At 69.4% G+C, this 12,694-nt stretch carries 14 protein-coding genes and 4 tRNA genes; 11 read left to right on the top strand and 7 right to left on the bottom strand.

What is annotated here, in order from left to right; translation table 11 throughout:
- Window positions 1–62: 62 nt before the first annotated feature.
- Together ABD169_RS10545 and ABD169_RS10540 are read right to left on the bottom strand one after the other, a co-directional pair.
- Window positions 63–135, bottom strand: a tRNA-Val gene (locus ABD169_RS10545).
- Between the two features lie 106 nt (window positions 136–241).
- The gene (locus ABD169_RS10540) at window positions 242–1,258 is read right to left on the bottom strand and encodes a hypothetical protein (RefSeq protein WP_052961345.1); all 1,017 of its coding nucleotides are present in this window, start codon (window positions 1,256–1,258) and stop codon (window positions 242–244) included.
- Between the two features lie 178 nt (window positions 1,259–1,436).
- Here ABD169_RS10540 and ABD169_RS10535 point away from each other — a divergent pair.
- The 4 genes from ABD169_RS10535 to ABD169_RS10520 all read left to right on the top strand — a co-directional run bounded on the left by ABD169_RS10535 (window position 1,437) and on the right by ABD169_RS10520 (window position 2,551).
- Window positions 1,437–1,512, top strand: a tRNA-Gly gene (locus ABD169_RS10535).
- A 45-nt stretch (window positions 1,513–1,557) separates the two neighbouring features.
- A tRNA-Cys gene (locus tag ABD169_RS10530) sits at window positions 1,558–1,628 on the top strand.
- 31 nt (window positions 1,629–1,659) lie between these two features.
- A tRNA-Val gene (locus ABD169_RS10525) sits at window positions 1,660–1,731 on the top strand.
- 121 nt (window positions 1,732–1,852) lie between these two features.
- Complete coding sequence (locus ABD169_RS10520) at window positions 1,853–2,551, top strand: hypothetical protein (RefSeq protein WP_344032076.1); 699 nt, start codon at window positions 1,853–1,855, stop codon at window positions 2,549–2,551.
- 97 nt (window positions 2,552–2,648) lie between these two features.
- Here ABD169_RS10520 and ABD169_RS10515 read toward each other — a convergent pair whose 3' ends face one another.
- Complete coding sequence (locus tag ABD169_RS10515; protein ID WP_344032074.1) at window positions 2,649–3,788, bottom strand: epoxide hydrolase family protein; 1,140 nt, start codon at window positions 3,786–3,788, stop codon at window positions 2,649–2,651.
- Between the two features lie 62 nt (window positions 3,789–3,850).
- Between ABD169_RS10515 and ABD169_RS10510 the strand changes: the two genes are divergently transcribed.
- Window positions 3,851–4,804 (top strand): helix-turn-helix transcriptional regulator, encoded by a 954-nt coding sequence (locus tag ABD169_RS10510; RefSeq protein WP_344032072.1) that lies wholly within the window; start codon window positions 3,851–3,853, stop codon window positions 4,802–4,804.
- A 48-nt stretch (window positions 4,805–4,852) separates the two neighbouring features.
- On the opposite strand, the gene ABD169_RS10505 is transcribed toward ABD169_RS10510, so the two are convergent.
- Window positions 4,853–5,614, bottom strand: a complete 762-nt coding sequence (locus ABD169_RS10505; RefSeq protein WP_344032070.1) for an SDR family NAD(P)-dependent oxidoreductase — start codon at window positions 5,612–5,614, stop codon at window positions 4,853–4,855.
- Between the two features lie 91 nt (window positions 5,615–5,705).
- Between ABD169_RS10505 and ABD169_RS10500 the strand changes: the two genes are divergently transcribed.
- On the top strand, window positions 5,706–6,122 hold the full coding sequence (locus ABD169_RS10500; RefSeq protein WP_344032068.1) for a VOC family protein: 417 nt from the start codon (window positions 5,706–5,708) through the stop codon (window positions 6,120–6,122).
- 19 nt (window positions 6,123–6,141) lie between these two features.
- Here ABD169_RS10500 and ABD169_RS10495 read toward each other — a convergent pair whose 3' ends face one another.
- Window positions 6,142–6,810, bottom strand: a complete 669-nt coding sequence (locus tag ABD169_RS10495; RefSeq protein WP_344032066.1) for a peptidylprolyl isomerase — start codon at window positions 6,808–6,810, stop codon at window positions 6,142–6,144.
- 165 nt (window positions 6,811–6,975) lie between these two features.
- On the opposite strand from ABD169_RS10495, the gene ABD169_RS10490 reads away from it, so the two are divergent.
- Window positions 6,976–7,443, top strand: coding sequence for a PaaI family thioesterase (locus tag ABD169_RS10490; protein ID WP_344032064.1), 468 nt, complete (start codon window positions 6,976–6,978; stop codon window positions 7,441–7,443).
- A gap of 25 nt (window positions 7,444–7,468) precedes the next feature.
- On the opposite strand, the gene ABD169_RS10485 is transcribed toward ABD169_RS10490, so the two are convergent.
- Both ABD169_RS10485 and ABD169_RS10480 read right to left on the bottom strand, forming a co-directional pair.
- Window positions 7,469–8,035 (bottom strand): TetR/AcrR family transcriptional regulator, encoded by a 567-nt coding sequence (locus ABD169_RS10485; RefSeq protein ID WP_344032063.1) that lies wholly within the window; start codon window positions 8,033–8,035, stop codon window positions 7,469–7,471.
- The gene (locus tag ABD169_RS10480) at window positions 8,028–8,843 is read right to left on the bottom strand and encodes an alpha/beta fold hydrolase (RefSeq protein ID WP_344032061.1); all 816 of its coding nucleotides are present in this window, start codon (window positions 8,841–8,843) and stop codon (window positions 8,028–8,030) included. Before ABD169_RS10480 ends, ABD169_RS10485 begins: the two co-directional genes overlap by 8 nt.
- An 88-nt stretch (window positions 8,844–8,931) precedes the next feature.
- Between ABD169_RS10480 and ABD169_RS10475 the strand changes: the two genes are divergently transcribed.
- From ABD169_RS10475 to ABD169_RS10460, 4 genes are all read left to right on the top strand, one after another.
- Window positions 8,932–9,216, top strand: coding sequence for a hypothetical protein (locus ABD169_RS10475; RefSeq protein WP_344032059.1), 285 nt, complete (start codon window positions 8,932–8,934; stop codon window positions 9,214–9,216).
- A gap of 104 nt (window positions 9,217–9,320) precedes the next feature.
- Window positions 9,321–11,285 carry a threonine--tRNA ligase gene (gene thrS, locus ABD169_RS10470; RefSeq protein WP_344032057.1) on the top strand — a complete coding sequence of 655 codons (1,965 nt, stop codon included), beginning with the start codon at window positions 9,321–9,323 and terminating at the stop codon, window positions 11,283–11,285.
- On the top strand, window positions 11,273–11,830 hold the full coding sequence (locus ABD169_RS10465; protein WP_344032055.1) for an HIT family protein: 558 nt from the start codon (window positions 11,273–11,275) through the stop codon (window positions 11,828–11,830). The genes thrS and ABD169_RS10465 overlap by 13 nt, the downstream gene beginning before the upstream one ends.
- Window positions 11,831–11,898: 68 nt before the next feature.
- The gene (locus ABD169_RS10460; protein WP_046456729.1) at window positions 11,899–12,663 is read left to right on the top strand and encodes a YebC/PmpR family DNA-binding transcriptional regulator; all 765 of its coding nucleotides are present in this window, start codon (window positions 11,899–11,901) and stop codon (window positions 12,661–12,663) included.
- Window positions 12,664–12,694: the final 31 nt, after the last annotated feature.

Below are 12,694 nucleotides of genomic sequence, written 5' to 3'. Positions count from 1 at the left end.
CCCGGCCTGATTCCCGCCCCTGAAACCCAAAGAACCCCCGGCTGAGCCGGGGGTTCTTGCTGTGGGCGATACCAGACTCGAACTGATGACCTCTTCCGTGTGAAGGAAGCGCGCTACCAACTGCGCCAATCGCCCGTTTCGCTCGCGATCTCCCGCGGGCCAACCTGATCGATAATACACACTTTCGGAATGGCCGTGCACATCGGGTCGCCGCCCGGGCGATTCCGCCGCATCGCGTGCCCTAGTTGGGGCGCGTCGCCGGCGGCGCGAGGTCGCTGTTCAGCTTCTGATCGAGCTCGTCGCTCGTCTTGGTGAGCTGCTGCAGCTCGGTGCGCATCGTCTCGTAGCTCGCGATGTCGCTCTCGAGCTGCTCGCGGTCCTTCGTGAGCTGCTGCTGGCGCGCGGTGAGCCCGTCGCGGATCCGGTTGAACTCATCGGGATCGTCGGCGAACTCGTAGGCGTTGTTGCGCTTGGTGAAGCTCTGCGCGTCCGTGTTGAACTGCGCGACGGCCGCGTTGTAGGCCTCGCGCCGCTGCTCGACGCTCGTCCGCAGCGTCGTCATCTGCTTCTCGAGCGTCTTCGCGCGATCCTGCAGCTGCGTGAAGACGCCGTGGTACCGGTCGAAGTCGTCGACGATCGCGCTGCGCTTCCCGAGCCACTTCGCATAGTGCTCCTCGAGCCACTTCGGCAGTGTGTGGACCTCGGTGCCGAGCACCGAGTGCAGTTCGTTCGCGAACGCGCTGGGGGAGAGCGCGTCGTACACCGACATTCGCTCCTTCAGTCCCGGATCGGTCTTGATCCGTTCGTCGTAGAAGGCGCGCAGCTTCTTGGACATCTGCGCCTGCTCGTCCCCGCTCATGCGCGCGTAGACCGCGTGCAGCAGTTCGTGCGCGGCGGTGACCTCGACGATCCCGTCGAGGCGCTTGTCGGTGACGCCGAAGAGATGGATCGTGCCCTTCGAGTAGCAGCCCAGCACGTGCCCCTGCTCGCCGTGGGAGACGTCGGAGCACTGGGTGCTGAAGTGCTGGCTCGCGTCGAGGGTCGGTTTCGACGCCAGGAACACGCGCTCGCCCGCGGGAGTGAGGTCGAGCCGGCCGATGAGCGAGGAGACCTGCTCGCTCGGCGTGAAGTTGCGCGCCTCGATCTCGTCGGAGATGAGCTGCTGGTTCGCGATCGCGAGCGCGCCGACGACGATCACCAGGATCGCGACGCACGCCCACGCGACCCGAGCGACCGTCTTGCGCGCACTCCGAGCCATGCGAACCAGTATCCGGGAGTGGGGTGCAGAAACGGCCCGCCGCGCCGAAAACCGCGGAAAATCAACGTTCTGAGACGCGCCACGCCCGGCTGTACTGGACTGATTTGCGGTGCCCCAGCAACTTCCCTATAGTTATTCGAGTCGCAAGGGCAACGCGGAAACGCAGAGCAAGCGATGTGCGGATGTAGCGCAGTTGGTAGCGCATCACCTTGCCAAGGTGAGGGTCGCGAGTTCGAGTCTCGTCATCCGCTCCAGTGGCCGAGTGCAACTCGGCCGCTTGTGGTGTAAACCACAACCACGGTGGCGTGGCCGAGAGGCGAGGCAGCGGCCTGCAAAGCCGTATACACGGGTTCGAATCCCGTCGCCACCTCGTTGGCATAACTGAATAGCCTGAAGTTTAGGCGCGATTGGCGCAGCGGTAGCGCGCTTCCCTGACACGGAAGAGGTCACTGGTTCGATCCCAGTATCGCGCACAGAAGAAAACCCCCGGTGAGAACCGGGGGTTTTCGCGTTTCCCCGTCCGGTCGGGCACGCGGTGATGAGAGCTGTGGTCGTCCCCCGCCGCGGCATCGCCGGCTGCACCATACTGATGTCATGCGCGCAGACGGCCCGGAGAAAGTCACCGCTCGCCCCTCGTGGATCCGTCGGCATCTCCGCGGAGCGATCATCGGCGTTCTCGTGCTCATCGTGCTCGTCGCGGGCGTGATCGGGCTCGTCCGGATCTCGAACGAGGTGAAGGGCAGCTACGCGATCGAGTACGGCGACGCGATCAGTGCGGAAGACTACTCGGCGATGGTCCGCGCGGTCGTCTCCGAGACCGGGAACAGCGACGTGTTCGCCGTCGCGATCGAGCACGTCGAGGCCGCGGCGTCCGACACGAAGATCCCCGAGCGCACCGTCTCCGTCACCACCGGACCGACCACGAGCCATCCGTTCGGAGCGTCGTGGGAATGGCGGGGCGGGGCGCTCCGGCTCGTCGGCGCCCTGGGCAGCGACGACGTACCGGCAGGCGATGGAGTCTTCGCGTTGGGAAGCGTCTCACCTGAAACGCTGAACGCGGTGGATCGTCGCGTCCGCGCCACGATGCCGCACGGCGTCACCCAGGCCACGCTGACCGTGCAGCGGCACGGCGACGCCCCCGTGATCCGCGTGTCCGCCCGCAACCGGGGCACGGACGACAAGGTCGACGCGCGCGCCACCGCCGCGGGCCGGATCATCGACGGCACCGTCTGCCTCGCGACGGATCATCCGCGCGGCCAACCCGTCCGGCACAGCTGCCGCGCGGTGGAGTAGCCCGTCGTCCGTCCCCGCGCCCCGGTACGCAACGAGGCGCCCCGTGATGCGGTTCCGATGACCGAAAACCCGAGCACGGAGCGCCTCGGAGAGCGGGTCAGCCGAGGCTGCGCACGAAATCGCGGATGTCCCGTGCGAGCAGCTCGGGCGCCTCCAGGGCGGGGAAGTGGCCGCCCTCGGCGAACTCCGTCCAGCGGCCGATCATCTGCAGCGGATCCATAACCCGGCGCACGAGCGGGTGCGCGTCGAACACGACCCATCCCGCGGGGACCGGTGCGCCCATCGCGGGCGGCATTCCGGAGTGCGCCGCCTCGTAATAGAACTGCGCGCTCGATTCACCGCTGTTGGTGAACCAGTAGAGGCTCACGTTCGCGAGCAGGTCGTCGCGGTCGACCGAGTCGCTCGGCGTGGGGTGACGATCGCCGCGGGTTTTGAACTTCTCCGCGATCCAGGCGAGCTGGCCCACGGGCGAGTCCGCGAGGGCGGCGCCGATGGTGTCGGGCTTGTGGTTCTGCATCTCGAGATATCCGCGTTCGGATGCGGCCTCCGCGCTCAGCGGGGCCAGCTCGGACTGCTCCTCGGGCGTGAGCCCGTCGGGCATCGGGAAGATCACCCCGACCAGGCCGAGCAGGCGCTGCTCGCACGCGAGGTGGGTGGCGATCACGCGCTCGGGATGCGCGGAGGCGAGCTGGGAGACGATGCCCGAGCCGAGGTCGCTGCCGTGGGCGACGAAGCGGTCGTAGCCGAGACGGGTCATGATCTCTCCGTACGCCTCCGCAGTGCGGCCGACCTCCCAGCCCGTCGACGACAGCGGGGTCGAGAACCCGAAGCCGGGCGGCGACGGGACGACGACGTGGAAGTCCTCGGTCAGCAGCGGGATCAGGTGCCGGTACTCGACGAAGGATCCGGGCCAGCCGTGGCACAGCAGCAGCGGTGTCGCATCCGGGTTCGGCGACGCGACGTGCACGGCGTGGAAGGTCTGCCCGTCGATCTCGGTCAGCAGCTGCGGGAAGGCGTTGAGGGCGGCCTCCTGGGCCCGCCAGTCGAAGCCGTCGCGCCAGTGCTCGACGAGTTCGCGGAGATAGGGCTGGGGGATGCCGCGGCTGAAGTCGGTGCGATCGTCGCGCCCGGGCGGGATGGCCGCCCACCGCGTGCGTGCGAGCCGTGCCTCGAGATCGTCGAGGGCCTTCTGGGGGATGTCGATGCGGAACGGGGTGATGGTGGTGTGTGCGTTCATGCCTCCACTCTCCCGAACAATGCGGAAGGTTTCGTTCCGCGATCCCTGAAATACTTAGAAGCATGTTGGGAACGTCGGCGCGATTGCTCGAACTGCTGGTGCTGCTCCAGCAGCGTCGCGACTGGACGAGCGGCGCCCTCGCTGAACGCCTGGGGGTGAGCACCCGCACGGTGCGCGCCGACATCGGCAAGCTGCGCTCCCTCGGATACCCGGTGGATGCGCGCCCGGGAGTCGCGGGCGGGTATCGGCTGAGCGCCGGCACGACGATGCCTCCGCTACTGCTCAACGACGACGAAGCCGTCGCCGTCGCCGTGGGCCTCAGCGCAGCCGCGGGCGGTCGCCTCGGCGTCGAGGAGACCTCGATCGCGGTTCTCGCGAAGCTCGAGGAGGTGATGCCGTCCCGCCTCCGGCATCGCGTCGAAGCGGTGCGCCGGGCGGCCGCCGTGGTCCCCGGTGCCGGGCCGGCGCTTGACCTCACCGTCGTCAGCGGCGTCGCCGCAGCGATCCACGGGCACGAGCGCCTGCGGTTCGGCTACACCAAACCGAAGGGCGCGGAGGAATCCCGCCATGTGGAACCGCAGCGCCTGGTCGGGTGGGGGTCGCTCTGGTACCTCCTGGCGTGGGATCTCGACCGCGACGACTGGCGCGTGTTCCGCGTCGACCGGATGCGACCCCGCGCCCCGACCGGGAAGCGGTTCCGCCCCCGTGCGATCCCCGAGCGCGACGAGGTCGAATTCGTCGTCGATCGCGTGCTCCATACGGGATGGGCGCACCGCGCCCGGATCCTCGTGCACGCTCCCGCGGACGTCGTCGCCGCCAAGATCGTCGTTCCGGTCCGGATCGAAGCCGTCGATACGGCCTCGTGCCGCGTCGAGCTCGGATCCGGCGACCCGGACCACCTCGCTCTGTGGGTGACGCAGATCGGCGTCGACTTCGAGGTGCTCGAGGGGGCCGGTCTCATCGCCGCGCTCGAGCGGCTCGCCGCCCGGTTGCAGCGGGCGGTCGGGGGCCGGTGATGCCGACGCGGAGGGTCGTCGGCCGGCGGGGACCCTTCGGTGCCCCGCTCAGCCCCGGCCGAGGAGCGCTCCGCCGTTGACCTGCAGGATCTGCCCCGTGGTCCAGCCGCCTTCGGGGCCCGCGAGATAGGCGACGGCCCCGGCGACCTCGTCCGGGGTGCCCGGCCGGTTCATCGGGATCTGCGCGAGCCGCGACGCGATCGTCTCGGGCGTGCGGCGACTGTCCCAGAAACCGGTGTCCGGCACGAACCCCGGGGCGATCGAGTTGACCGTGATGAGTTCCGGCGCCAGCTGCTCGGCCAGGCCCATCATCCATCCGTGGATCGCCGCTTTCGCAGCGCCGTAGCCGTTCGCGCCGCGCAGCGCGGCGATGGAGCTGATCGAGATGATCCGTCCTCCCGGCCGTGCGATGCGGGGGAGCAGCTCCTCGGTGAGCAGCACCGCGGTCAGCACGTTGAGCCGGAAGTTCGCCTCGAAGTGCTCGGCGATTCCCTCGAGACCCTCTCCGCGGTCGAGCACGTTGCCACCGGCGTTGTTCAACAGGACATCGACGCTTCCGTCGATCTCCGCGGCGGCCCGTGCGACCTGGGCGGGGTCCTGCAGGTCGGCGACGATGCACTGCACGCGAGCCTCGGGCGTCTGCTCGCGAATCCGATCCGCGGCCTGCCGGAGCACCTCCTCGCGACGGCCGAGGAGGCACAGGTCGAAACCGTCCCGCGCGAGCCTGAGCGCCGAGGCCAGGCCGATCCCGCTCCCTCCTCCGCTGATCACGGCTTGCGGACGAACGGAGGCCTCGGTGTGCGTCGTCATGACCTCACTCTATGCTCCGGAGCACCGCGGGTGATGGATCCCGAGTCGGACTGCCCGTACCCGTGCCGGGTCCGTCTGCCAGACTGCTCCCATGCCGCTCTTCGATCACCTCGGGCTCACCGTCGCCGACCTCGACCGCGCCTTCGCGCAGTGGGATCCGGTGCTCACCGCGCTGGGCTGCGTGTCCGACGGCAGCGAGATGGAGGGCGGCATGGCCTGGTCACGCGAGGGCGAGACCGAGCTGATCCTGTACCGCGCGCTCGAGCCCGCGGGCGAGCCGCACCGCTCCGGCCGGATCGGCTGGCAGCACCTCGCCTTCGCGCTGGACTCCCACGCGGACGTCGAGCGGCTGCACCGGATCGCGCTCGACGCCGGCTGGAGCACGGTGCGGGACCCGAAGATCTTCTCGCGTTTCTCCGACCGCTACTACGCCTCGTTCGTCGAGGACGACAACGGCATCCGGATCGAGTTCGTGCACAACCCGCCGTGCAGCGCCCGGGAGGAGTGACGCGCGGCGGTGCGGACGATCAGGAGGCCGACGCCGACAGGATCGTGACCTTCTCGGCGGGCGCGCCGTCGGGGCCGCCGCCCTCGACACCCTTCTTGGCGACCGCGCGGACCGCTGCGAGGCTCGCCTCGTCGAGGTGCCCGAACACGGTGTAGTTCGGCGGGAGGCTCGTGCTGTCGTCGTACACGAGGAAGAACTGCGAACCGTTGGTGTCGGGTCCGGCGTTCGCCATGGCGACGGTTCCCGCGGGGTAGCTCATGCCGGGTGCGGTCTCGTCGGCGAAGGTGTAGCCGGGGCCGCCGCGTCCGGTATCGGTCGGGTCGCCGCACTGGAGCACGTAGATGCCGCTCGTGGTGAGCCGGTGGCACGCGGTCCGGTCGAAGTACTGCTGCGAGATCAGCGAGACGAAGCTGCTCACCGTGCAGGGCGCGTGCTCGCCGTCGAGCGCGATGGTGAGATCTCCGGCGGAGGTCTTGAGCGTTGCGGCCTTCGCCGTCTTCGGTTCTGCGGGCGGCGGGGTCACCGGCTTCGCGGCCGAACCGTCGCTTGTGTAGGCGCAGGCGGATGCGGTGGTCGGTGCGGCCGGCTGCGAGGCGGCGGACGTCGATTCGTCGGGGGCTGCGCTGCAGGCGGCGAGTCCGACGAGCAGGGCCGCGATCGGGGGCAGGGCGGCGAGACGGAGACGCATGCGACTTCCTTCGGGGAGGGAACGGGATCCGCGCGACGATCCTCCGCCGCGCGGTCGGGCGTTCTCCAGTCTGGCCGATTCGAACGGTGGGCGCGAAGCGGGTGCACCGCGGGGTGCGGATAGGGTGGCCGGATCGGGACCCTCGACGCAGAGAGCAGGCTCAGGATGACGCACCGCACCGACGCGGGATCGACCCCGCCCGATCCCGCGACCATGACCGGCCTGGAGGTGCTGCGCGCGGTCCGCGATTCGCCGGAGCACGGTCCCAGCATCGGCCGGTTCCTCGGCATGGAGCTCGAGGCGGTCGAGGAGGGCCGGGCGACGTTCGTGATCGCCGCACGCCCCGAGTACGCGAACCCGCTCGGATCCCTGCACGGCGGCATCTACGCGACGGTCCTCGATTCCGCGATGGCGTGCGCCGTGCACTCCCGCCTCGGCGCCGGGGTCCGCTACGGAACGCTGGAGATGAAGATCAACTTCCTCAGAACCGTCCCCACCGACGGCAGCCTGCTCCGCGCGACCGGCACGGTGGTCCACCTCGGCCGCTCCACCGCGCTCGCCGAGGGGACGATCACCGACGAGCGGGGTCGCGTCGTGGCGCACGGGACCGAGACCTGCATGATCTACGGTTGAGCGCACCGCTCGGCGGGAGGCGGGATCAGCGGCCGCCCCACGAGCGCAGCGTGCCGTCGAGCGCGCCCACGATGCGATCGAAGGTGGCGTCGAGATCGCGGGCCTGCTTGAACCCGCCGCCGAGCTCCAGCGCGACGAAGCCGTGCACGGTGCTGCGGACGAATCGGATCGCGTCGGTCAGGTCGTCGCCCGCCAGCTCGTACTCGCGCAGGGCGTCGGCGATCGCGCGGACCAGTCGCTCCGCGGCCGCCTGCCCGTCCGCATCGCCCGGTTCGGGCGCGATCTGCAGTGCGGCGTGGCGTCCGGGGTGCTGCTCGGCCCAGCGGCGCAACCCGTCGGCGATCTCGTACAGGGCGGCCGAGCCGGAGCGACCGGACCCGGCCGCGGTGAGCACGACGGCGAGGTCGCGCGCCGCCAGCTGCGCGATGGCGCTGCGCAGATCGTCGAGGTCCGCGACGTGGCGGTAGACGCCGGGAGGGGCGATGCCGAGGGCGCGCCCGAGCTTGGTGATCGTGAGCGAATCGAGCCCGATCTCGTCGACGAGCTCCGAGGCGCGGGCGACGACGGCGCCGCGGTTGAGGCGCTCAGCCATGCGAGGCCTCCTTGCTCAGGAAGTCGCGCAGCTCGGCGAAGACGGCGTCCGCCTGCTCGGCCATCGGGTAGTGCCCGGCGCCCGGGATCATGCGGTGCTCGCCCTGGAGGGCGTCGGCGATCCACCGTGCTTCGGCCTCGGGATCGGGGAAATCGCGGTCCCGCGAGCCCATGATCACGAGTGCGGGCGCGTGGACGCGGGGGAGCGCCGCCTCCGCCGGAGCGTGGGTGACCTCGCGCACGGTGGACTGGAAGGCGCGCCAGCGCCCCGGTCGTCGGAGCAGCGCCATGGTGTGACCGAACTGCTCTTCGTGATCATCGGGGCGGATCCCTCCGAACAGCGAGCTCGCGTACCCGCGCCACACCGCCGGACCCCAGGGGCGCAGCAGCATCAGGCGCATGAGCGTGCGCAGGCCGGCCGGGCCGTGGTCGCGCACGAACGGGCCGATGAGGACCAGCTTCGCGATCGACTCGGGGCGATCCGCGGCGGCGATGACCGCGGCCGCGGCCCCCATGGAGTTGCCGATGATGGTGGCGGGCGCACCGCCGAGGGCGTCGACCACCGCGAGCAGATCGCCCGCGGTGGCGGGATCGTCGTAGCTCGAGAACTCGGCGGAGCTGTCGCCGTGCCCGCGGAGGTCCATGACGGCGACGCGGTACCCGGCGTCCGCGAGCAGCGGGACGAGGTGGCGGAACGAGGCGCGATTCTCGCCCATCCCGGGGACGCACAGCACCAACGGGCCGCGCCCGCCGACCTCGACGGCGATGCGTCCGTCGGGTCGCTCGACTTCGATGAGAGATCCATTCATGTTACGAAGCATAACACGCAGTTACGGGGCGTAGCAATGCGCTCCGTGGGAGCCGGAGCGCGGCGACGGGTGCCGTAGCCTGGAGGGTATGGATCCCGACTTCGTCTTCGAGCTGGTCTGGTGGACGGTCGTCATCGTGCACTTCATCGTCGCGCTGTTCGCGATCCGCTCGCTCGGTCAGTGCACCGCCGTGATCTCCATCATCAAGCTGTTCTTCTGGATCGCGTTCATCGCGCTCGTGCCGCTCGTCGGCAGCATCGTCTGGATGAAGGCGGGACGGAAGCGCGCCGACGCCGCAATGGAGCGGGCCGCGGAGGAGGAATCGCGCCGGGCCGAGGCGTCGACCGCGGGATCCCGGCGCGCGCGGGACTGAGGCCGCGATCGCCTGCGCCCAGCGGCGGACCCAGTAAGATCGTGGGGTGAACGGCGCCGCCGTTCGTTCCCGATCCGCACCCGCTTGCGAAGGAGTGTGCCCCAGTGGCAGATGGCTTCTCCCTGTTCACCGACCGTTCGATCGTCGCCATGCGCGTCAACGGCGAGCTCCGCGACCTCGCGACCGAGGTCACCGAGACGGACACCGTGGAGCCGATCACCGTCGAGAGCACCGACGGACTGAACATCCTCCGCCACTCCGCCGCGCACGTGCTCGCGCAGGCCGTGCAGCGCATCAACCCCGAGACCACGCTGGGCATCGGCCCGCCCATCACCGACGGGTTCTACTACGACTTCGATCCGAAGACGCCGTTCACCCCCGAAGATCTGAAGGCGATCTCGTCCGAGATGCAGAAGATCGTCAAGCAGGGGCAGCGCTTCGTGCGCCGCGTCGTCACCGAGGACGAGGCGCGGGCCGAGCTCGCGAACGAGCCCTACAAGCTCGAGCTCATCGGCCTCAAGGGCGGATCCACCGGCGACGACAATGAGAGCGTGGAGGTCGGCGGCGCCGAGCTCACCATCTACGACAACGTCGATCCCAAGACCGGCGAGCTCTGCTGGAAGGATCTCTGCCGCGGACCGCACGTGCCGAACACCCGCATGCTCGGCAACGGCTGGGCCCTCATGCGTTCGGCCGGCGCCTACTGGCGCGGCAGCGAGAAGAACCCGATGCTGCAGCGCATCTACGGCACCGCATGGCCGACCAAGGACGAGCTGCGCGCGTACCAGACCCGGCTCGAGGAGGCCGCGAAGCGCGACCACCGCAAGCTCGGCGTCGAGCTCGACCTCTTCAGCTTCCCCGACGAGATCGGATCGGGTCTCGCCGTGTTCCACCCCAAGGGTGGGATCATCCGGCACGAGATCGAGAACTTCATGCGCTCGGAGCTGCTGAAGAACGGCTACGAGGTGGTGAACACCCCGCACATCACCAAGGGCACGCTGTTCGAGACCAGCCAGCACCTCAACTGGTACAAGGACGGCATGTTCCCGGCGATGCACCTCGACGAGGTGGTCGACGACGACGGGCACGTGGTCAAGCAGGGTCAGGACTACTACCTGAAGCCCATGAATTGCCCGTTCCACAACCTGATCTTCCGCTCGCGCGCCCGCAGCTACCGCGAGCTGCCGCTGCGGCTCGCCGAGTTCGGCACCGTCTACCGCTACGAGAAGAGCGGCACGCTCTCGGGCCTGACCCGCGTGCGCGGCCTCACGCAGGACGACGCGCACATCTACGTCACCGAAGAGCAGGTGAAGGACGAGATCAAGCGTCAGCTGGAGTTCGTCTTCCAGACGCTGCGCGCATACGGTCTCAATGACTTCTACCTCGAGCTCTCGACCCGCGACCCCGAGAAGTCGGTGGGCTCCGACGAGCAGTGGGAGATCGCCACCGAGACCCTGCGCCAGGTGGGTGAGGAGTCGGGCCTCGAGCTCGTCGCCGACCCGGGCGGAGCCGCGTTCTACGGCCCCAAGATCTCCGTGCAGGCGCGCGATGCGATCGGCCGAACCTGGCAGCTCTCGACCGTGCAGCTCGACTTCAACCAGCCCGAGCTGTTCGAACTCGAGTACACGGCGGCCGACGGCACCCGGAAGCAGCCGGTCATGATCCACCGTGCGCTGCTCGGCTCGGTCGAGCGCTTCTTCGCGATCCTGCTCGAGCACTACGCCGGCGCGTTCCCGGTGTGGCTCGCCCCGCTGCAGGTGGTGGGCATCCCGGTCGCCGAGCAGTACGGCGAGTACCTCGACGGCATCGTCGCCCGACTCCGCGAGGAGGGCGTGCGCGCCGAGGTCGACCACAGCGACGACCGCATGCCGAAGAAGATCCGCACCCACACCAAGGAGAAGGTGCCCTTCCAGCTCATCGCGGGCGAGGAGGATCGCGCGGCCGGCGCCGTGAGCTTCCGCTTCCGCGACGGCACGCAGATGAACGGCGTGCCCGTCGACGAGGCGATCCAGCGGATCGTCGGCGCGATCCGGAGCCACGAGCAGGTGTCGACGGCGTGGACCGAGTAGAGGATCTGAGCTCGACCGCCGCGGTCGGCGATCCCGACGAGCTGCAGCGGCTCTGGGTCCCGCACCGCATGGTCTACGTGGCCGACCACCGTCAGCCCGATCGCACCGACTGCCCGTTCTGCGCGGCTCCCGCCCGCAGCGACGAGGACGCGCTGATCGTGGCGCGCGGGCGCACGGCCTACGTACTGCTCAACCTGTTCCCCTACAACACGGGCCACATGCTGGTCTGCCCCTACCGCCACGTGTCGGGCTACGACGAGGCGACGGCCGAGGAGGTCGCCGAGATCGGCGAGCTGACGCAGATCGCCATGCGCGTCGCGCGCGAGGTCATGGGTTGCGACGGGTTCAACATCGGCATGAACCAGGGCGAGATCGCGGGCGCCGGTGTGGCCGCGCACCTGCACCAGCACATCGTGCCGCGCTGGGCGTCCGACGCCAACTTCTTCCCGATCATCGCGAAGACGAAGGCCATGCCGCAGTTGCTCGGCGACGTGCGCGAGCGGGTCGCCGCGGCCTGGCCCGTGGACCCTGGACCACAGGCGTAGGCCGTCGCCCGGCGACGGCGGAACCCAGAACTCGACCCGTACAACCTCCAAGAACAGAAGGAGCTCCCGTGTCCGGACACTCCAAGTGGGCGACCACCAAGCACAAGAAGGCCATCATCGATTCGCGGCGCGCGAAGGCCTTCGCCAAGTACATCAAGAACATCGAGGTCGCCGCGCGCATCGGCGGCGCCGACCTCTCGGGCAACCCGACCCTCGTCGACGCCGTCCAGAAGGCGAAGAAGAACTCGGTCCCCGGTGACAACATCGATCGCGCGATCAAGCGCGGTGCCGGTCTCGACGGCGATGCCGTCGAGTACACGACGATCATGTACGAAGGCTACGGCCCCAACGGCGTCGCCCTCATGATCGAGTGCCTCACCGACAACAAGAACCGCGCCGCGGCCGAGGTGCGCACCGCGCTCAGCCGCAACGGCGGCACTCTCGCCGATCCCGGCAGCGTCGCGTACAACTTCGCACGCCGGGGCGTCATCGTGGTCCCCGCCGAGGGCACCACCGAGGACGACGTGCTGACCGCCGTGCTCGAGGCCGGTGCCGAGGAGGTCAACCCGACCCCCAACGGCGAGTCCTTCGAGGTACTGACGGACCCCTCCGACCTGGTGGGCGCCCGCACCGCGCTGGTCGACGCCGGCATCGACTACGACTCGGCCGACGCCGAGTTCGTGCCGAACCTCAAGGTCGAGATCGATGCCGACACCGCGCGCAAGGTGTTCCGTCTGATCGACGCGCTCGAGGACAGCGACGACGTGCAGAACGTCTTCTCGAACTTCGACCTGACCCCCGAGGTCCAGGCCGAGCTCGAAGCGGACGACTGATGATTCGGCGGTGCGCGGCGAACGGGAGTCC

This window comes from Leucobacter iarius (assembly GCF_039530105.1).
Classification (GTDB): Bacteria; Actinomycetota; Actinomycetes; order Actinomycetales; family Microbacteriaceae; genus Leucobacter; species Leucobacter iarius.
The sequence above is the reverse complement of the archived record's forward strand: the minus strand, read 5'-3'. Positions and strand labels throughout refer to the sequence as shown.